Below are 20229 nucleotides of genomic sequence, written 5' to 3' on the forward strand. Positions count from 1 at the left end.
ATCCGGGCTCCGGTCGCGGATACTGGAGCGGTTATGGAATACGTGATCCTTGCCGTAGTCATCGCCGTGGTCGCCGTCGGCGCGATCGCGGGCCTCGTCGTTTCCGGCAGACGACGCCAGCAGCTGCCCCCGAAGTCGCAGGCGCCGGTCATCACGGCGCCGAAGCCCACCCCGCGGGAGCCCCAGGTCGGCGAGGAGTCCGCGCCGCCGACCGAGGCGCCCCGCCGCACCATCGAGGAGGTGGAACTCCCGGCGGAGGCCGAGGCCCCCGAGGCCGTCGAGGTCGCGCCGGCCGAGGCCGAGGCGGCGCCCGCCGTCGAGGTCCCCGAGCCCACCGCCGGCCGGCTGGTCCGGCTGCGCTCGCGGCTCTCCCGCTCGCAGAACTCGCTCGGCAAGGGCCTGCTCTCGCTGCTCTCCCGGGAGCACCTGGACGAGGACACCTGGGAGGAGATCGAGGAGACGCTGCTCACCGCCGACGTCGGCGTCGCGCCGACCCAGGAGCTGGTCGAGCGGCTGCGCACCCGGGTGAAGGTGCTCGGCACCCGGACGCCCGACGAGCTGCGCGCGCTGCTGCGCGAGGAGCTGGTCGAGCTGGTCGGCAAGGACTCCGACCGCGCCGTGCGCTCCACCAAGCACGAGGAGGGCCCGGCGGTGGTCCTGGTGGTCGGCGTCAACGGCGTCGGCAAGACCACCACCACCGGCAAGCTGGCCCGCGTCCTGGTCGCCGACGGCCGCAAGGTGGTGCTCGGCGCCGCCGACACCTTCCGTGCCGCCGCCGCCGACCAGCTCCAGACCTGGGGCGAGCGGGTCGGGGCGCGCACCGTGCGCGGCCCGGAGGGCGGCGACCCGGCCTCGATCGCCTTCGACGCGGTCAAGGAGGGCATCGCCGAGGGCGCGGACACCGTGCTGGTCGACACCGCCGGCCGCCTGCACACCAAGACCGGCCTGATGGACGAGCTGGGCAAGGTCAAGCGGGTCGTCGAGAAGCACGGCCCGGTGGACGAGGTGCTGCTGGTGCTGGACGCCACCACCGGCCAGAACGGCCTGATCCAGGCCCGGGTGTTCGCCGAGGTGGTCGACATCACCGGCATCGTGCTGACCAAGCTGGACGGCACCGCCAAGGGCGGCATCGTGGTCGCGGTCCAGCGCGAGCTGGGCGTACCGGTCAAGCTGATCGGCCTGGGCGAGGGCGCGGACGACCTGGCTCCGTTCGAGCCGGGGGCGTTCGTGGACGCGCTGATCGGGGACTGACGCAGCCCGCGCGAAGGCCGTACGAAGGGCCCGCCCCCTGCCGGGGCGGGCCCTTTCGCGTACCCGTGGCCGGGCGGGTCGGTGCGCCCCGGGACCGGCGGGCCGGTCAGGAGGCCATCCAGGCCGGTTCGGCGGTGCGCTCCCGGCTGCGGTGGCAGGCGTAGGCGAGGGTGCCGAGCAGCAGCCGCGCCTCCGGCGGGCAGCCCGCGTTGTCGCGGGTGGGGCGGCGCAGCCAGCGGACCGGGCCGAGGCCGTCGAGGACGGTGGGCGGAGCGGCGACGTAGCTGCCCTCACCGTGGCAGGTCAGGTCGAGCGCGGCGTCGTCCCAGCCCATCCGGTACAGCAGGTCGGGCAGACGCCGGGCGGTGCCGGCGGCGACCAGGAACTGGAGCCGGCCGGTGGGGGCGGCGAGCACCGGGCCGACCTGCGTCCCCATCCGCTCCAGCCGGACCAGCGCCTGGAGGCCGGCCTGCTCGGGGACGTCCAGGACGTCGAAGGCGCGGCCGGTGGGGAACAGCACCGAGGTCTCGGCGCGGGCGGCGCGGGCCCGGCCGCCGCCGCCCGGCACGGGGTGCAGGCCGGGCGCGGCGCAGCGGGGGGAGCCGCAGGGACAGCGGGTCGGGGCGGTGGCGCCGGTGACCGGGGTGCCGGCGGCCGGGTCGCCGGTCGTGACCGCCCAGCCCCAGCGGCCGGTGTACTCCGCGGCGGCCTGGGACGCGGTGACCTTGGTGCGGCGGCGCGCGCCCAGCGGTGCCAGCCGCAGGTGCCCCAGTCGAAGTTCGCCGAACAGGTTGTCCATGCCTCCCCCAACAGGTTCTCGTTGCCGATGGTTACGGGACGGTGACTGTGTGTTGATTGTCAGCTGTGTGGTGCGTAGTGCGGTGGCGGCGCGCAGCGCGCGATGTGCGCCTGTTCCGCCGGTGCGCCTCGGGCGCCGCCTTGTGGGGGCGGCGCCGATGCCGGATCGTCGTGTTCGTGAGACTGTCGCCGTCCCGAGTGGACGGTGAACTCGCCTGTGGCTGAGGTGGGTTGTGGACTCCGCCGGGTCCTCCGGGAGGCGCCGGGGGACTTGGCGGCCCGCATATGCCGGACCGTCGGGACTCCCTAAGTGAAGCGTGTGCCCCCGGGCTTCGGTTCACTCCTGGGGGTGGCGAAAGGTGGCGTTTCGCCAGGGCCGCTCCCACGGGCCCCTCGCGGGGCATTACGTTCAGCACGCGGATGTCGTCGAGGAGTCTGTTCCGGGCCGTCGAGGAGCGGGAGTTGGGAACCTGACGGATCGTCCGCAACGATGGCACACCAGTGCGAGGGTGCCGCGGGTCCGGCAGCTCCGCGGCACGGCAGCACCTCAGGCACGGCACGTCTGGCAAGAGCCCGCAACCGTCGGGCGGTCACGATCGGGGGCCCCGCTAGGGGCCGGGCGGGATGGGGACGTTACCCATGGCAGAGAAGCAACCGAATGAGAAGCTGACCACGTGGTTCGCCCGCAGCGGCTGGTCCAAGGGCGAGTTGGCCCGCCAGGTCAACCGCCGGGCCCGGCAGATCGGCGCCCACCACGTCTCCACCGACACCTCGCGGGTGCGCCGCTGGCTCGACGGCGAGCAGCCCCGCGAGCCGATCCCCAAGATCATGTCGGAACTCTTCTCCGAACGGTTCGGCTCGGTGGTCTCGATCGAGGACCTCGGCCTGCGCGCCGCGATCCCGGTCTCGACCGTGGGCGGCGGCGTCGACCTGCCGTGGAGCGGCCCGCAGACCGTCCAGCTGATCAGCGACTACTCCCGCAGCGACCTCATGCTCAACCGCCGGGGCTTCCTCGGCACCTCTCTCGCGCTGACCGCGGGCGCCGCGCTGATCGAGCCGATGCAGCGCTGGCTCGCCCCCGGCCCGACCGGCGTGCCCACCCCGATCCTCACCGCGGCCAACGGCGGCGAGGCGTTCACCGGCCGGCTCTCCGAACCGGAGCTCGAACTGCTCGAGCAGACCACGGTCATGTTCCGGCAGTGGGACGCGCAGAACGGCGGCGGGCTGCGCCGCAAGGCCGTCGTCGGCCAGCTGCACGAGGTCACCGACCTGCTCCAGGAGACGTACAGCGAGGACACCACCAAGCGGCTGTTCCGGCTCACCGCCGAACTCGCCCACCTGGCCGGGTGGATGTCGTACGACGTCGGGATGCACCCGAGCGCGCAGAAGTACTACGTGCTCGCCCTGCACGCGGCCAAGGAGGCCGGCGACCGCCCGTTCGGCGCGCTGATCCTCACCGACATGAGCCGCCAGATGATCCACCTCAACCGGGGCGAGGACGCCCTGGAGCTCATCCACCTCGCCCAGTACGGCAGCCGCGACGCCGCCACCCCGCGCCAGCAGTCCCTGCTGTACGCGATGGAGGCGCGCGCCTACGCCACCATCGGCGAGGTCAACCGCTGCGCCCGGGCGGTCCGGCTGGCCGAGGACACCTTCACCGACATCCGGGACGGGGACCAGGAGCCGGACTGGCTGAAGTTCTTCTCGCCGGCCGAGCTGAACGCCGAGAACGCGCACTCCTTCCGCGACCTCGCGTACCACTCGGACAACGCCGAGCTCTACGCCTCGATGTCCGCGCCGGTGATGGAGCGCGCGGTCGACCTGTTCCGCCAGGACGCCGACCACGTGCGCTCGTACGCCTTCAACCTGATCGGCATGGCCAGCGTCCACCTGCTGCAGAAGGAGGCCGAGCAGGCCGCGGTGATGGCCGAGCAGGCGGTGGACATCGCCACCAAGGTGCGCTCGGAGCGGCTGAACTCCCGGGTGCGCAAGACCACGGAGGCCGCGGCGGCCCGGTTCAAGGGCGTGGACGCGGTGAGCCGGCTCAAGGAGCGGGTGGTCCAGGACATCCCGGAGTTCGTCTCGGTGGTCTGACCGGCCCGGCCGGGGGCCCTCCGAGGAAGCTCCACCGACCGTGGCGGCCGCCGCCGCCACGGTCGGTGGCCTGTCCGGCGGCGGTTGGCGGCGGCTCCGGTGCCCGGCGGCGCGGCGGCGGTTCACGCAGCCGTAACCCGCGCGTCGCACGCGTCACGGCGGTGAAACAACCGGTCGCACCGGCCGAAACCAGCCTTCGGCACGCTCCTCCTCAACGCCGACGCCCCGGTGACACCACGGGACGGGTCCCCGGGTGCGGATCGGCCTGGACGCAGAGGAGACGCCGATGCCGGACGGCTTCAGTGCGGGCGACACCGCCTTCGTACTCATCAGTGCGGCCCTGGTCATGCTGATGACCCCAGGGCTGGCCTTCTTCTACGGGGGCATGGTCAGGGCCAAGAGCACGCTGAACATGCTGGCGATGAGCTTCCTCTCGCTCGGCATCGTCAGCGTGCTGTGGGTCCTCTACGGCTACTCGCTCAGCTTCGGGTCCGACTCCTTCGCCGGCCTGATCGGCGACCTGGACCACCTCGGGATGCGCGGCCTCGGCATCGACGAGCTGACCGGCACCATCCCGGTCACCGCCTTCGCGCTCTTCCAGCTGATGTTCGCGGTCATCACTCCGGCGCTGATCAGCGGCGCCGTCGCGGACCGGGCGAGATTCGCCGCCTGGGGCCTGTTCATCGCGCTCTGGGTGACGATCGTCTACTTCCCGGTCGCGCACTGGGTGTTCTTCTTCGACGGTGGCCGGGGCGGCTGGCTGGGCGACCGCAACGGCGTGATCGACTTCGCCGGCGGCACCGCCGTGCACATCAACGCGGGCGTCGCCGGGCTGGCGCTCTGCCTGGTGCTGGGCAAGCGGATCGGCTTCAAGAAGGACCCGATGCGCCCGCACAGCCTGCCGCTGGTGATGCTCGGCTCGGGGCTGCTCTGGTTCGGCTGGTTCGGCTTCAACGCGGGCTCGGCGCTGGCCGCCAACGGCGTCGCCGCGATGGCGATGGTCAACACCCAGGTCGCCACCGGCGCGGCCCTGGTCGGCTGGCTGGTCTACGAGAGACTCAAGCACGGCGCCTTCACCACGCTGGGCGCCGCCTCCGGAGCGGTGGCCGGACTGGTCGCGATCACCCCGGCCTGCGGCTCGGTGAGCCCGCTCGGCGCGGTCGCGATCGGGCTGGTCGCGGGCGCCGTCTGCTGCGCCGCCGTGTCGCTCAAGTACCGCTGGGGCTTCGACGACTCGCTCGACGTGGTGGGCGTGCACGCGGTCGGCGGGGCGGTCGGCTCGCTGCTGGTCGGCCTGTTCGCCACCGGTGGGGTCGGCCAGGAGGTCAAGGGCCTGTTCTACGGGGGCGGGATCGGGCAGCTGGGCAAGCAGGCGATGGGCGTGGCGGTGGTCGCGGCGTACTCCTTCGTGCTGTCCTGGCTGCTGGCCAAGGCGGTCGACCGGCTGGTCGGCTTCCGGGTCGCCGGGGAGGTCGAGGTGGCCGGCATCGACCAGGCCGAACACGCCGAGTCCGCCTACGATTTCAGCGCCGTGGGGGCGGGTCTGGCCCGGGCCCTGCCGGGCCTGGCCGCCGCTGCCGCGACGCCCGCCGCCGAACAGGCCGCCGCTGCGGAGCCGGTCGCCGCGACGCCCGCCGCCGAACGGGCCCCCACCACCGGGTCCGCCGTGAAGCCCGCCGAGAAGAAGACCGAGGTCGACGCCCGATGAAGCTCATCACCGCCGTGATCAAGCCGTACCGACTCGACGAGGTGAAGGCCGCCCTGCAGGCCTTCGGCGTGCACGGCCTGACCGTCACCGAGGCCAGCGGCTACGGCCGCCAGCGCGGCCACACCGAGGTGTACCGGGGGGCCGAGTACACCGTGGACCTGGTACCGAAGGTCAGGATCGAGGTCCTGGTCGAGGACGAGGACGCCGAGGACCTGATCGACGTCCTGGTGAAGGCGGCCCGGACCGGGAAGATCGGCGACGGCAAGGTGTGGAGCGTGCCGGTCGACACCGCCGTACGGGTCCGCACCGGCGAGCGCGGCCCGGACGCCCTGTAGCCCGACGGCCGACAGCCCGCAGCGGACGGCGGGCCCGTTCACCCGGAAGGGTGCGGGTCCGCCCGACGGCGTACCGGCGTCGTCCGGGCGGCGGAACGGGGTGCGCTCGCCCTTCATTCCGCACCCGGCCGCTCCCCCCGCACGCTCCACCCCGCCACGCTCCACCTCCGGCCGCTCCACCCGGTCGGACGCCCATCCCGTGGGGACGGCGCACCGGCAGGACGGTTCACCAGCACGACGGACGGGACCCACGCGCATGACCACCGAGACCGCCCCCTCCGACCCCGCCGACCCCGCCGGCCACTGCGCCGCCCGGGCCGCGCTGCTCGCCGGCCCCGGCCCGGGCGGCCGGCCCCGCCGCCGGGCGCTGGCCCGGCTCACCGACGACTGGCTGACCGGGCTGCTCGCGGCTGCCGGAGCCCCGCCCGGCGTCGCGCTGGTCGCGGTCGGCGGCTACGGGCGCGGCGAGCTGTCCCCGCGCAGCGACCTGGACGTCCTGCTGCTGCACGACGGCCCGATCGCCCGGGAGCTGCCCGAGCGGATCTGGTACCCGGTCTGGGACTCGGGCGCCAAGCTCGACCACGCGGTGCGCACCGTGGCGGAGGCCCGCGCGGTCGCCGCCGCCGACCTCAAGGCCCAGCTCGGCCTGCTGGACGCCCGTCACCTCGCCGGGGACCGGGCGCTCACCGACGCGCTGCGCTCCGCGGTGCTCACCGACTGGCGCGCGAGCGCGCCCGCGCGCCTGCCGGAGCTGCGCGAGCTGGGCCGCGAGCGGGCCGAACGGCACGGTGAGCTGTCCTTCCTGCTGGAACCCGACCTCAAGGAGGCCCGCGGCGGCCTGCGCGACGTCGTGGCGCTGGACGCGATCGCCGCCACCTGGCTGGCCGACGCGCCCCGGGACGGCCTGGACGCCGCCGCGCAGCGGCTGGCCGACGTGCGGGACGCCCTGCACCTGGCCACCGGCCGGGCCACCGACCGGCTCAGCCTCCAGGACCAGGACCAGGTCGCCGAGCGGCTCGGGGTGCTGGACGCCGACACCCTGCTGCGCCAGGTCTACGAGGCCGCCCGCACCGTCGCGTACGCGGGCGACGTCACCTGGCGGGCGGTGGACCGGGTGCTCGCGGCCCGCGGCGACCGGGGCCGGCGGGTGCGCCGGCTGGGCATCCCGTTCGGCGGCGCCGGACGCGGCACCGGCGCGGTGGCCCGGGGCACGGTCGAGCGGCGGCCGCTCGCCGAGGGCGTGGTCGAGCAGGACGGCGAGGCGGTGCTCGCCCAGGGCGCCCGCCCGGCCGCCGACCCGGTGCTGCCGCTGCGTGCCGCGGCGGCCGCCGCGCAGAACGGGCTGACCGTCTCGTACGCCACGGTGCGCCGGCTGGCCGCCGAGTGCCGCCCGCTGCCGGTGCCCTGGCCGGACGAGGCGCGCGAGCAGCTGGTCACCCTGCTGGGCGCGGGGGAGTCGGCCGTCCCGGTGTGGGAGGCGCTGGAGGCGGAGGGGCTGGTCCGCCGGCTGCTGCCGGACTGGGAACGGGTGCGCTGCCGCCCGCAGCGCAACGCGGTGCACCGCTGGACGGTGGACCGGCACCTGGTGGAGACGGCGGTGCGGGCCGCCGCGATGACCCGCCGGGTGGCCCGGCCGGACCTGCTGCTGGTCGCCGCTCTGCTGCACGACATCGGCAAGGGCTGGCCGGGGGACCACAGCGAGGCCGGCGAGGTGATCGTCCGCGACCTCGGCGCCCGGATGGGCTTCGGCCCCGAGGACACCGAGACCCTGGCGGTGCTGGTCCGCCACCACCTGACCCTGGTGGACACCGCGACCCGGCGCGATCCGGACGACCCGGCCACCGTCGAGGCGATCACCAAGGTGGTCACCACCGTGCCGGAGCTGGAACTGCTGCACGCGCTCACCGAGGCGGACGCGCTGGCCACCGGCCCTGCCGCGTGGAGCGGCTGGCGGGCCTCGCTGGTGGACGGCCTGGTGGCCCGGGCGACGGACCGGCTGGCCGGGGCGGGCGTCCCGCCGGTGGAGGCGGCGCCGACCGCCGAGCAGGAGCGGCTCGCGGTCGAGGCCGCCCGGACCGGGCAGCCGGCGCTGTCGCTGCTGGCCCGGTCGGAGGGGGCGGAGCCGGGCGCCGAGCCGATGGGAGTCGAGCTGAACCTGGCCGTCCCGGACCGTCCCGGGCTGCTCGGCACCGCGGCCGGGGTGCTCGCGCTGCACCGGCTGGCCGTCCGCTCGGCCGGACTGCGCGAGCTGGACCCGGCGGGCGCCGGGCCGGTGCTGCTGCTGTCCTGGCGGGTGGCGGCCGAGTACGGCGAGCTGCCCGAGGCGGCCCGGCTGCGGGCCGACCTGCGCCGGGCGCTGGACGGCTCGCTGGACGTCGCCCGCCGTCTCGCCGAGCGGGACGCCGCCGCCCCGCGCCGCCGGGGCATCCCCACCCCGCCGCCGCTGGTCGCGGTGGCGCCCGCGGTGGCCTCGGCTACCGCGACCGTGCTGGAGGTCCGCGCGCACGACGCCCCCGGGCTGCTGCACCGGATCGGCCGGGCGCTGGACGGGGCGGGCGTCCGGGTGCGCACGGCGCACGTCTCCACGCTGGGCGCGGAGGCCGTCGACTCGTTCTACCTGACCGACGAAGCGGGCCGCCCGCTGACCGCCGCGCGGGCCGGCGAGGTGGCGGCGGCGGTCCGGGCCGCGCTGGCCTGAGCACCGGTCCGGGGCGGGCCGAGCGCCGGTCCGCGCCGGGCCGAACACCGGATCCTCGCTGGGCCGAGCGCCGCTCCGGGCCTGGTGCGGGGCCGTGGACGGGACCCGGGCGGGGGCCGCGGACCGGGGTTCCGCACGGGGGTGGAGACCGTACCCGGGGCGGCCGGATACCCTGGGGGGCGACGACCGTACCGATACCGATGCCGCAGAGGACCCGCGACGACGTGTTCGACACCCTTTCCGATCGCCTCGCAGCGACGTTCAAGAACCTCCGGGGCAAGGGCCGCCTGAGCGAGGCGGACATCGACGCCACCGCCCGCGAGATCCGCATCGCGCTGCTGGAGGCGGACGTCGCGCTGCCGGTCGTCCGGGCCTTCATCAAGCAGGTCAAGGAGCGGGCGCTCGGTGCCGAGGTCTCCGGTGCGCTGAACCCGGCGCAGCAGATCATCAAGATCGTCAACGAGGAGCTCATCGCGATCCTCGGCGGCGAGACCCGCCGGGTGCGGTTCGCCAAGAGCGGCCCGACGGTGATCATGCTCGCCGGTCTCCAGGGCGCCGGCAAGACCACCCTCGCGGGCAAGCTCGGCCACTGGCTGAAGAAGCAGAAGCACACCCCGCTGCTGGTCGCCTGCGACCTCCAGCGCCCCAACGCGGTCAACCAGCTCCAGGTGGTCGCCGAGCGCGCCGGCGTGGCCTTCTACGGCCCGCAGCCGGGCAACGGCGTCGGCGACCCGGTGCAGGTGGCCAAGGACTCGATCGAGTACGCCAAGCAGAAGCAGTACGACGTCGTCGTCGTCGACACCGCCGGCCGCCTGGGCATCGACGCCGAGCTGATGCAGCAGGCCGCCGACATCCGCGCCGCGGTGAACCCGGACGAGGTCCTGTTCGTCGTCGACGCGATGATCGGCCAGGACGCGGTCACCACCGCGCAGGCCTTCCTCGACGGCGTCGACTTCACCGGTGTGGTGCTCTCCAAGCTCGACGGCGACGCCCGCGGTGGTGCGGCCCTGTCGGTCGCGCACGTCACCGGCCGGCAGATCATGTTCGCCTCCAACGGCGAGAAGGTCGACGACTTCGACGCCTTCCACCCGGACCGGATGGCCTCGCGCATCCTCGGCATGGGTGACGTCCTCTCGCTGATCGAGAAGGCCGAGCAGACCTTCTCGCAGGCCGAGGCGGAGAAGATCGCCGCCAAGCTGCGCGGCGGCCCGAAGCAGTTCACCCTGGACGACTTCCTGTCCCAGCTGGAGCAGGTCCAGAAGATGGGCTCGATCTCCAAGCTGCTCGGCATGCTGCCCGGCATGGGCCAGATCCGGGACCAGATCAACAACATCGACGACAAGGACGTCAACCGGGTCGGCGCGATCATCAAGTCGATGACCCCCGCCGAGCGCGCCGAGCCGGAGCTGATCAACGGCTCCCGCCGGGCCCGCATCGCCAAGGGCTCCGGTGTCCAGGTCGGCGAGGTGAAGAACCTGGTCGAGCGGTTCTTCGAGGCCCGCAAGATGATGTCCGCGATGGCCTCCGGCAAGGGCGTTCCCGGCATGCCGGGGATCCCGGGCATGGGCGGTGGCGGGAAGAAGTCCGCCAAGAAGGCCCCGCAGGCCAAGGGCAAGCGCAAGAGCGGCAACCCGCTGAAGCGCGCGCAGGAGGAGGCCGAGGCCGCCCAGCGCCGTGCGCTCGGCCCGGGCGCCGGCCAGGCCCCGGCGGACGGCGGCGCGTTCGGCCTCGGCGCGGGCAAGGGCCCGGCCGACTTCGAACTGCCCAAGGAGTTCAAGGACATGCTGTAGTCCTTGATCACCATCCGATAGCCATCCGATCATCCTCTGATCGACGGCGATCGGCCTTGATCGATTTTGGTCGGCCCGCCGCCCGGTGTTTCCGGGCGGCGGGCCGATCGCGTGTCCGATGATGGGGGCATGCGAGTGATGATCAGGGCCCCGAGGGCCGAGGACACGGCCGCGTACGCCGAGGCGGTCCGGCGGTCCGCCGAACACATCGGCCGGTGGAACCCGGTCGAGCCGGACGGACTGCCCGACCTGCTGAAGCGCCAGGGGTCCGGGCTGCGCACCTTCCTGATCCTCGACCGGGACACCGGCGGACTGGTCGGCAAGGTGAACGTCGCCAACATCGTGATGAGCCGGTTCTGCAACGCCACGCTCGGCTACGACTCGTACCTCCCGTTCAACGGCACCGGGCGGATGACCGAGGGCATGCGGCTGGTCGTGGACCGCTGCTTCGCCCCGCAGTCGGCCAACGGGCTGGGGCTGCACCGGCTGGAGATCAACGTCCAGCCGGACAACGAGCGCTCGGTCGCGATGGCCAGGCGGCTGGGGTTCCGGCACGAGGGCTTCTCCCCGCGGATGCTGTTCCTCCAGGGGGACTGGCGCGACCACGAGCGGTTCGCGCTGACCGCCGAGGAGTGGCCGGGCGCGACGGCATAGCCGTTGGTGGGACCGCATAGCCGCTGGTCGGGCGGCCCGGGCGGGGGCGTGCGGAGGGCCGGGCGCGGCGTTGCGATTGGCTCGCCCGAGCGCCTGTCCGTATTGTCCGACGGGTGACCGAACCCGTGCCGCCACGTCAGACACCCGACCCGCCCTGGCGTTCGGAGGGCGCTCCACCTCCGCCGCCGCCCAAGCGCCGGATGCCCGGCGGATGGGTGGGCCTCGCCCTCACCGCCCTCGTGGTGTTCCTGATCTCGGACCTGCTGCTGTCCTTCTTCGGCCCCGCCGGTGCCACCACGATCTCGTACACCGAGTTCAACAACCAGCTGAACAAGGGCAACATCACCAAGATCTACGCCAAGGGCGACGCGATCGAGGGCACCCTCAAGTCGGCCCAGCCCAAGCCGGACGGCGGCAAGGGCGAGTACACCGAGTTCGACACCCAGCGGCCCTCCTTCGCGGGCGACAACCTCTGGACCACCCTGCAGCAGCAGGGCGTCGAGGTCACCGCCACCTCGCCGGTCCAGCAGCGCAGCTTCCTCACCAACCTGCTGCTCTCGCTCGCCCCGATGCTGCTGCTGGTCTTCATCTGGGTGCTGCTCGCCCGCCGGATGGCCGGCGGGCTCGGCGGCGGGCCGCTCGGCCGCAAGGCGCCGCCCAAGCCGGTCACCGCCGAGGAGGGCCGCCGCACCACCTTCGCCGACGTGGCCGGCATCGACGAGGTCGAGGCCGAACTCACCGAGGTCGTCGACTACTTGAAGAACCCCGAGCGGTACCGCAGGCTCGGCGCCAAGATGCCGCGCGGGGTGCTGCTGAGCGGCCCGCCCGGAACCGGCAAGACCCTGCTGGCCCGGGCCGTGGCCGGCGAGGCGAACGTGCCGTTCTTCTCCGCCTCCGCCTCCGAGTTCATCGAGATGATCGTCGGCGTCGGCGCCAGCCGGGTCCGCGAACTGTTCGCCGAGGCCCGCAAGGTCGCCCCGGCGATCATCTTCATCGACGAGATCGACACCATCGGCCGCCAGCGCGGCGCCGGCGGCGGCATGGGCGGCCACGACGAGCGCGAGCAGACCCTCAACCAGATCCTCACCGAGATGGACGGCTTCACCGGCTCCGAGGGCGTCATCGTGATCGCCGCCACCAACCGGGCGGACGTGCTCGACCCGGCCCTGCTGCGCCCCGGCCGCTTCGACCGGCGGATCACCGTCAGCCCGCCCGACCGGGAGGGCCGTGCCGCGATCCTGCGCATCCACAGCCGCAGCGTCCCGCTGTCCGGCGACGCCGACCTCAACCAGCTGGCCAAGGTCACCCCGGGGATGACCGGCGCCGAGCTCGCCAACCTGGTCAACGAGGCCGCGCTGCTGGCCGTCAAGCGCAAGCAGGACGCGGTCAACGAGCGGGACCTCTCGGACGCCCTGGAGAAGGTCCAGCTCGGTGCGGTGCGGCCGCTGGTGATGCCGCAGGAGGAGCGCGAGCGGACGGCCTACCACGAGAGCGGGCACGCGCTGCTGGGCATGCTCCAGCCCGGCGCGGACCCGGTCCGCAAGATCACCATCGTGCCGCGCGGCCGGGCGCTCGGCGTCACCCTCTCCACCCCGGAGAACGACCGCTACTCGTACACCGAGCCCTACCTGCGCGGCCGGATCATCGGCGCGCTCGGCGGCATGGCGGCCGAGCAGGTGGTCTACGGGGTGATCACCACCGGTGCGGAGAGCGACCTGGAGCAGGTCACCAACATCGCCCGCGGGATGGCCGGGCGCTGGGGGATGAGCGAGCGGGTCGGCCGGCTCACCGCGGTGCCCTCCGACCCGCAGGGCGCGTACGGGCTCTCCGCCGCCCCGACCACCCTGGACGCGGTGGACGAGGAGGCCCGGCGGATCGTCTCCGAGTGCTACGACGACGCGGTGCGGATCCTGACCGAGCAGCGGCACCGGCTGGACGCGCTGGCGGCGGCGCTGCTGGAGGCGGAGACGCTGGACGAGGAGGCGGCGTACCGGGCGGCGGGGGTGCCGCGGGAGGTGGCCTCGGCGGGTTCCGACGGGTCTGCGGGCTCCGACGGGTCCGAGGGACCTGGCGGGCCCGACGGGGCCGACGGAAAGTCGATCGACCAGGCGTGAAGCAGGGTGCCGGGGGCGCTCGCCATGGTGGCGGGCGCCCCCGGTCAGCGTGGCCGCTCGGCGACCAGGTACCGGAACAGGTTCTCCATCCGCACGGAGCCGTCCGCGCGCAGGTACGGCTGGAGCGCCTCCTCCAGCTCCTTGACCACCAGCGAGGCGCCGGAGAACTCCTCGGCCGGTTCGAACAGGCCGGTGGAGAGCAGGCCGCGCACCGCGCTGTCGAGGTCGGCGTAGGCGAACGGGCAGCTCACCCGGCCGCTGCCGGCCGGGCGCAGACCGGCCGGGGCGAGCAGGTCCTCCAGCGCGCCGGGCACGCTCAGCTCGAACGGGTCGCGCGCGGTGGTCCGGCCCGCCATCCGCCGGGCCACGTCCAGCACCGGTGCGCTCTCGCAGCGCTCCGGCGGGCCCCAGGCGGCCAGCACCACGTGCCCGCCCGGGAGGGTGAGCCGGGCGGCCTCGGCGACCACCGGAGCGGACCCGGCGCCGCCCGGCAGCCGCTCGAAAACCGTCACCAGCGAATGGGCCGAGCGGGGGACGGCGGCGGCCGTCCCGGACCCGGCGCACACCCGCAGCCGACGGTCGTGGGCCAGCTCGCGCAGCTCGTCCCGCGGCTCCTGCCCGGCGACCTGGGCGCCCCGGCCGGCCGCGATCAGCAGGGCCAGTCCGGACCGGCAGCCCAGGCCCAGCACGCTGGTCGCCGGGCCGACCTCCAGCCGGTCGTAGACCGCCTCGTAGAGCGGCACCAGCATGCGTTCCTGGATCTCCGCCCAGTCGCGCGCCCGCGCGGAACGGGCGGACCCGGTCCGCGGGTGGTGCGGTCGTGCGCCGGTCGGTCGTGCGGTCGTGCCGGTCGTCCGAGCTGAAGCCATGGCGGCCTCCCATCCGGTCCTTCGGTGTGCTGCTACGGCTCCCCCAAAGTCCCGCCCCACACCAGCGAACAGCGGGTCGGGCCCGGCGTCCAGAGGGGTGCGGGGTGGTGCGCGGGTGTCGCGGTGGTGCGCCCCCGCCCGGCGGTGCGGCGCGCCCCCGTCCGGTGATACCGATTCGAAACCGGGGCCCCGGGCCCCGTACCATTCGCCCCATGGCTAAGGCACCCGTTCTCACCCCTCAGGCGGAAGACTTCCCGCGCTGGTACCAGGACCTCATCAACAAGGCCGAGCTGGCCGACAACGGTCCGGTGCGCGGCACCATGGTCATTCGACCGTACGGCTACGGCCTGTGGGAGCGGATGCAGCAGGAGATGGACGCGCGGATCAAGAAGGCCGGCGCACAGAACGCCTACTTCCCGATGTTCATCCCGCAGTCCTACCTGACCAAGGAGGCCGAGCACGTCGAGGGCTTCGCCCCCGAGCTCGCGGTGGTCACCCACGGCGGCGGCAAGCAGCTGGAGGAGCCGGTCGTCGTCCGGCCGACCTCCGAGACGATCATCAACGAGTACTTCTCGAAGTGGGTGCAGAGCCACCGCGACCTGCCCCTGCTGATCAACCAGTGGGCCAACGTGGTCCGTTGGGAGCTGCGCCCGCGCGTCTTCCTGCGCACCACCGAGTTCCTCTGGCAGGAGGGCCACACCGCCCACGCCACCTACGAGGACGCCCGCGACTACGCGTCGATGATCCACACCCAGGTCTACGGCGACTTCATGACCAACGTGCTCGGCATCGACGTCGTGCTCGGCCGCAAGACCGCCAAGGAGCGCTTCGCCGGCGCCATCAACACCCTCACCCTCGAGGGCATGATGGGCGACGGCAAGGCGCTGCAGATGGGCACCAGCCACGAGCTGGGCCAGAACTTCGCCAAGGCGTTCAACACCACCTACCAGCTGCAGGGCGCCGAGCGCGAGCACGTCTGGCAGACGTCCTGGGGCGTCTCGACCCGCATGGTCGGCGGCCTGATCATGTCCCACGGTGACGACAACGGCCTGCGGGTCCCCCCGCGCCTGGCTGCCGTCCAGGCCGTCGTGCTCGCGATCAAGGGCGACGACGCGGTCATCGCCAAGGTCCGCGAGATCGGCGCCCAGCTGGAGGCCGCCGGCATCCGGGTCGTGGTCGACGACCGCACCGACACCCCGTTCGGCCGCCGCGCCGTCGACTGGGAGCTCAAGGGCGTTCCGCTGCGCATCGAGGTCGGCCCGCGCGACCTGGAGAACGGCACCGCGATGCTGGCCCGCCGCATCCCGGGCGGCAAGGAGCCGGTCTCCATCGACGCCCTGGCCACGCTGCTCCCGGGCGTGCTGGAGGAGGACCAGGCGCTGCTGCTGCGCCAGTCCCGCGAGCGCCGCGAGTCCCGCACGGTCGACGTCAAGACCGTCGACGAGGCCGTCGAGGCCTCGGCGACCGGCTGGGGCCGGATCTCCTGGGCCGACCTCGGCGCGGAGGGCGAGGCCAAGCTGGCCGAGCAGGGCGTCACGGTGCGCTGCATCGTCGCGGCCGACGGCTCGGTGCCGCAGGCGGACGACCAGGAAGGCAACGTCGCGATCGTCGCCCGCGCGTACTGACCTCCGTCCCGGTGTCCGGCGGATGTCCCCTCGGCGTCCGCCGGACGTCCGTCGTCCACGGGTAATGACCGTCACCGGCGACATTTGCCCGGAATGCGGATGGGTAAGAATCCGGTAACTGTTCAGGTGTGTCCCTGCGGTGGACATCCCTACTGGCCGGTCAACTCCCGGTATTAACGGAATAGCGGTACGGTGTACGGCCCGTGGCCCTGTCAATCCGGCAGGCCCACGGGCCGTACGTCCTGGGTGGCGACAGCCCGCCCCCCGGACGGAATTCAGCAGGCCCGTCGGCGTTGCGACGGGCCGAAACCGGCAGGGGGTTGGTCTTGCGTCAGATCCGGAACGCGCAATTCGCGCGCGGCCTTGCATTCCTGGGAGTTCCCTGTGAATTCCCCGGGAACGAGAACATGCGGAACATCGGCTCGCACTCCATCGTTGGTCTAGCGTGAGCACGACACAGCCCCTCGTTCTCGCGGCCGAACTGGCCGCCGCCTGGAGCGACATCCAGGCCTACCACCAGGACCTCCCCGACCTCGCCTCGCCCGAGGCGCTGATCGGAGAGTCCTCCTCGGCCTGCGGGACGCGGCTCGGATTCGAGCGCCTCCTCCACGAGGCCGCCCACGGTCTGGCCGCGGCCCGGGACATCCGGGACACCTCGCGGGCCGGCCGCTACCACAACCGGCGCTTCCTGATGCTCGCTTCCGAGCTGGGCCTGGCGCACCCGGTCGAACCGCACGCGAGCAGCGGCTTCTCCCAGGTGACCATGCTCAAGGAGACCCAGGAGCGGTACGCCGAGACCATCGAGCGCCTGGACCGTGCCCTCGGGGCGCACCAGGAGGCGGTGGCCGGCGACGGCGCGACGCGCGCCTTCCGCGGCCCGGCGGCCCGGCACGGCTCCTCCGGGGGCGGCGTGCGGGTCAAGGCGGTCTGCGGTTGCGGGCGCAACGTCCGGGTCGTCCCGTCGGTGCTCGCGCAGGCGTCCATCGTCTGCGGGGCGTGCCAGCAGCCGTTCAAGATCGCGTAGTCGGCGCCGACGTCCCGGCGGGCTGCTGTGCGGGCAGCCGTCCCGCCGGACTGAGCGGCACGGCGTCGCGGCTTGAGCTCTTGGGCTCTTGAACTCTCGAGCTCTGGGAGCTCCTGGGCAGTGAAGAGTGAGCGGTACGGCAGGACAGCGGTGATGTCTTCGGGTTGGACCGGGAGCGGGGGCTCCCGGTCGAGCCCTGACCGGGCGCCCGGTCCCGCGTACAGGCGGTTCTCGCCGATGTGGCAGAATGGACAGCTGAGTACTCGGCAGCCGGGCAGGACCCCTCTCTCCTACGGCTGGCGTGTCCCTTGAACGGTCCGCCGCGCAACCCCACGCGATGGCGAGCCCGTTCACCCACGTCAACACCAGGAGAATCCACTCCCGTGGCAGTCAAGATCAAGCTGAAGCGTCTCGGCAAGATTCGCTCCCCGCACTACCGCATCGTCGTCGCCGACGCCCGCACCAAGCGTGACGGCCGCGCGATCGAGGAGATCGGCATCTACCAGCCGACCTACAACCCCTCGAAGATCGAGGTCGACAGCGACCGCGCCCAGTACTGGCTGTCCGTCGGCGCCCAGCCGACCGAGCCGGTTCTCGCCATCCTGAAGCTGACCGGCGACTGGCAGAAGTTCAAGGGTCTGCCGGCCCCGGCGCCGCTGAAGGTCGCCGAGCCGAAGGTCGAGGACTTCTCGCACCTGTTCGCGAAGGCCGTCGCCGGCTTCGAGGACGCCACCACCGGCGTCGCCATCACCCCGAAGGCCAAGAAGTCGGACAAGGCCGAGGCTGAGGCCGACGCCGCTGCCGAGGCCTGATCGTGATCGAGGACGCCCTCGACCACCTGGTGAAGGGCATCGTCGAGCACCCCGACGAGGTGCAGGTGCGCTCGCGCAACCTGCGTCGGGGTAACACCATCGAGGTGCGGGTGCACCCCGATGACCTCGGCAAGGTGATCGGCCGGGGCGGCCGTACGGCGCGCGCTCTGCGCACCGTGGTCGGCGCCCTCGGCGGTCGCAACGTCCGGGTCGACCTGGTCGACGTGGACAACATTCGCTGACGCTGCTGCTCGTTCAGCCGTCAGGGCTTGTGAGGCCGACCGGGACGCATGTCGTCCCGGTCGGCCTTTTCGCATTTCCGTTCGCATTTCCGTCGCACCATCGCTTCGCAGCCCGTCGCTTTTCGTTTCGGCTCAGGAACTCCAGGAGAACGATCACCGTGCAGCTCGTCGTCGGCAGGATCGGCCGTGCCCACGGCATCAGGGGGGACGTCAGTGTCGAGGTCCGCACCGACGAGCCGGAACTCCGGCTCGGCCCCGGTGCCGTCGTACTCACCGACCCCGCGTCCGTCGGACCGCTGACCGTCGAGTCCGGCCGGGTGCACAGCGGCCGGCTGCTGCTGCGCTTCGCCGGTGTCAAGGACCGCAACGCGGCCGAGGCCCTGCGCGGCACCCTGCTCATCTCCGAGGTCGACCCGGAGGAGAGCCCCGAGGACCCGGAGGAGTACTACGACCACCAGCTGATCGGCCTGGACGTGGTGCTGCTCGACGGCACCCCGGTCGGCGAGCTGACCGAGGTCGTCCACCTGCCGTACCAGGACCTGCTCACCGTCCGGAAGGCCGACGGGACGGAGGTGCTGGTGCCGTTCGTCACCCAGATCGTGCCGACCATCGACCTGGAGAACCAACGCGCCGTGATCACCCCGCCGGCCGGGCTGATCGACCCGGAGCGGGCCGAGGTCGCGGGGAGCTCCTCGGCCGAGGGGGCCGAGGGCTCGGAGGAGTCGAAGTGACCGTCGAGGAGAACGCCGGGGCGGGCGACGCGGCTGGTTCGAGCGGCGCGGCTGTTTCCGGCGGCGCGGCCGGTTCGGGCGGCGCGGTGTCCGGCGGCGCCGGTTCCGGCGGCGTGCAGAGCGGCATGCGGATCGACGTCGTCACGATCTTCCCCGAGTACCTGGAGCCGCTGGACGTCTCGTTGGTCGGCAAGGCCCGCGCCCGCGGCCAGCTGGACGTGCACATCCACGACCTGCGCGGGTGGACCCACGACGTGCACCGCACGGTCGACGACAGCCCGTACGGCGGCGGCCCCGGCATGGTGATGAAGCCCGAGCCGTGGGGCGAGGCGCTGGACGCGGTGGTCGCCGCCGGCCCCGAGGGGCAGGTGCCCACCCTGGTCGTGCCGACCCCGAGCGGGCGCCCGTTCACCCAGGAGCTCGCCCAGGAACTGGCCGGCCGCCCCTGGCTGGCCTTCACTCCCGCCCGGTACGAGGGCATCGACCGCCGGGTGATCGAGGAGGCGGCCACCCGGATGCCGGTGGTCGAGGCCTCGATCGGCGACTACGTGCTGGCCGGCGGCGAGGTCGCCGTGCTGGTGATGGTCGAGGCGATCGCCCGGCTGCTGCCCGGGGTGCTCGGCAACGCCGAGTCTCACCGCGACGACTCCTTCGCGCCGGGCGCGATGGCCGACCTTCTGGAGGGCCCGGTCTACACCAAGCCCGCCGAGTGGCGCGGCCGCACGGTGCCGGACGTGCTGCTCAGCGGCAACCACGGCAAGATCGCCCGCTGGCGCCGCGAGCAGGCCTTCGCCCGGACCCTGGCCAACCGGCCCGACCTGGTCGAGCGCTGGCAGTACGGCTCCTTCGACAAGAAGGAGCGCGAGGCGCTGAGCATCCTCGGCCTGGCCTGGGACGAGCGGCTCGGCCGATTTCGGTCCGTGGCCGGTGATGTGGAAGAATAGGCCGCTGTTGTCTGTCGCTGGTCCCCTTCCGTAGGGGGCACGTGGACCGGCGCCCCCGCCACGGGGGGATCGTCGTCAGCCGAAGCGGCCCGCAGCACATCCCATTGAGACGACTTTCCGTGGGCGGCCCGTGGCGCCCGCGATGGAGAGCAACATGAGCAACAAGCTCGCTGCTGTCGACGCGGCCTCGCTGCGTAGCGACATTCCGGCCTTCCGCGCCGGTGACACCCTGAAGGTTCACGTCCGGGTCATCGAGGGCAACCGCTCCCGTGTCCAGGTCTTCCAGGGCGTCGTCATCCGTCGCCACGGCGCCGGTATCGGTGAGACCTTCACCGTCCGCAAGGTCAGCTTCAACGTCGGCGTGGAGCGCACCTTCCCGGTGCACACCCCGGTCGTCGAGAAGATCGAGGTCGTGACCCGCGGTGCGGTTCGCCGCGCCAAGCTGTACTACCTGCGTGACCTCCGCGGCAAGGCCGCGAAGATCAAGGAGAAGCGCGACCGCTGATCCACCGGCCCCCGGCCTCGCCGGGGGATCGGAAC

Annotated in this window: 17 protein-coding genes; 15 read left to right on the plus strand and 2 right to left on the minus strand. The window is 73.1% G+C overall.

Annotated elements, in window-relative coordinates:
* The first annotated feature begins 33 nt into the window (after nt 1-33).
* Entirely contained in the window at nt 34-1251 is a 1218-nt protein-coding gene (gene ftsY, locus ACZ5GH_RS23895; RefSeq protein ID WP_387759357.1) for a signal recognition particle-docking protein FtsY, read from the plus strand.
* 106 nt (nt 1252-1357) lie between these two features.
* On the opposite strand, the gene ACZ5GH_RS23900 is transcribed toward ftsY, so the two are convergent.
* Nucleotides 1358-2050 (minus strand): bifunctional DNA primase/polymerase, encoded by a 693-nt coding sequence (locus ACZ5GH_RS23900; protein WP_387759359.1) that lies wholly within the window; start codon nt 2048-2050, stop codon nt 1358-1360.
* A gap of 638 nt (nt 2051-2688) precedes the next feature.
* Here ACZ5GH_RS23900 and nsdA point away from each other — a divergent pair.
* The 7 genes from nsdA (at nt 2689) to ftsH (ending at nt 13442) form a co-directional block, all read left to right on the plus strand.
* A complete protein-coding gene (gene nsdA, locus ACZ5GH_RS23905) occupies nt 2689-4143 on the plus strand; it encodes a transcriptional repressor NsdA (protein ID WP_387759360.1) in 1455 nt (484 codons plus the stop codon).
* Between the two features lie 286 nt (nt 4144-4429).
* Nucleotides 4430-5851: an ammonium transporter gene (locus ACZ5GH_RS23910; protein WP_387759361.1), complete on the plus strand. Its 1422-nt coding sequence runs from the start codon at nt 4430-4432 to the stop codon at nt 5849-5851.
* Nucleotides 5848-6186, plus strand: a complete 339-nt coding sequence (locus ACZ5GH_RS23915) for a P-II family nitrogen regulator (protein ID WP_359829808.1) — start codon at nt 5848-5850, stop codon at nt 6184-6186. The genes ACZ5GH_RS23910 and ACZ5GH_RS23915 overlap by 4 nt, the downstream gene beginning before the upstream one ends.
* A 256-nt stretch (nt 6187-6442) precedes the next feature.
* Nucleotides 6443-8884, plus strand: coding sequence for a [protein-PII] uridylyltransferase (locus tag ACZ5GH_RS23920; RefSeq protein WP_464335196.1), 2442 nt, complete (start codon nt 6443-6445; stop codon nt 8882-8884).
* A 224-nt stretch (nt 8885-9108) separates the two neighbouring features.
* Nucleotides 9109-10674 carry a signal recognition particle protein gene (gene ffh / locus ACZ5GH_RS23925; RefSeq protein WP_387759433.1) on the plus strand — a complete coding sequence of 522 codons (1566 nt, stop codon included), beginning with the start codon at nt 9109-9111 and terminating at the stop codon, nt 10672-10674.
* Between the two features lie 129 nt (nt 10675-10803).
* On the plus strand, nt 10804-11328 hold the full coding sequence (locus ACZ5GH_RS23930) for a GNAT family N-acetyltransferase (RefSeq protein ID WP_387759365.1): 525 nt from the start codon (nt 10804-10806) through the stop codon (nt 11326-11328).
* Between the two features lie 113 nt (nt 11329-11441).
* Complete coding sequence (gene ftsH, locus ACZ5GH_RS23935) at nt 11442-13442, plus strand: ATP-dependent zinc metalloprotease FtsH (RefSeq protein WP_464335197.1); 2001 nt, start codon at nt 11442-11444, stop codon at nt 13440-13442.
* A gap of 44 nt (nt 13443-13486) precedes the next feature.
* On the opposite strand, the gene ACZ5GH_RS23940 is transcribed toward ftsH, so the two are convergent.
* Nucleotides 13487-14191, minus strand: coding sequence for a class I SAM-dependent methyltransferase (locus tag ACZ5GH_RS23940; protein ID WP_387759369.1), 705 nt, complete (start codon nt 14189-14191; stop codon nt 13487-13489).
* A gap of 332 nt (nt 14192-14523) precedes the next feature.
* Between ACZ5GH_RS23940 and proS the strand changes: the two genes are divergently transcribed.
* From proS to rplS, 7 genes are all read left to right on the plus strand, one after another.
* On the plus strand, nt 14524-15936 hold the full coding sequence (gene proS / locus ACZ5GH_RS23945; protein ID WP_464335198.1) for a proline--tRNA ligase: 1413 nt from the start codon (nt 14524-14526) through the stop codon (nt 15934-15936).
* Nucleotides 15937-16381: 445 nt separating this feature from the next.
* On the plus strand, nt 16382-16960 hold the full coding sequence (locus ACZ5GH_RS23950; RefSeq protein WP_049650398.1) for a hypothetical protein: 579 nt from the start codon (nt 16382-16384) through the stop codon (nt 16958-16960).
* Nucleotides 16961-17343: 383 nt separating this feature from the next.
* Nucleotides 17344-17772 carry a 30S ribosomal protein S16 gene (gene rpsP / locus ACZ5GH_RS23955; RefSeq protein WP_045700219.1) on the plus strand — a complete coding sequence of 143 codons (429 nt, stop codon included), beginning with the start codon at nt 17344-17346 and terminating at the stop codon, nt 17770-17772.
* A gap of 2 nt (nt 17773-17774) precedes the next feature.
* The gene (locus ACZ5GH_RS23960; RefSeq protein WP_030056773.1) at nt 17775-18014 is read left to right on the plus strand and encodes an RNA-binding protein; all 240 of its coding nucleotides are present in this window, start codon (nt 17775-17777) and stop codon (nt 18012-18014) included.
* 158 nt (nt 18015-18172) lie between these two features.
* The gene (rimM, locus tag ACZ5GH_RS23965; protein ID WP_464335199.1) at nt 18173-18745 is read left to right on the plus strand and encodes a ribosome maturation factor RimM; all 573 of its coding nucleotides are present in this window, start codon (nt 18173-18175) and stop codon (nt 18743-18745) included.
* 125 nt (nt 18746-18870) lie between these two features.
* A complete protein-coding gene (gene trmD, locus ACZ5GH_RS23970; protein WP_387759434.1) occupies nt 18871-19689 on the plus strand; it encodes a tRNA (guanosine(37)-N1)-methyltransferase TrmD in 819 nt (272 codons plus the stop codon).
* Between the two features lie 154 nt (nt 19690-19843).
* Nucleotides 19844-20194 (plus strand): 50S ribosomal protein L19, encoded by a 351-nt coding sequence (gene rplS, locus ACZ5GH_RS23975; RefSeq protein WP_030306736.1) that lies wholly within the window; start codon nt 19844-19846, stop codon nt 20192-20194.
* The last annotated feature ends 35 nt before the right edge of the window (nt 20195-20229 follow it).

It is taken from the genome of Kitasatospora sp. Xyl93 (genome assembly GCF_055383135.1).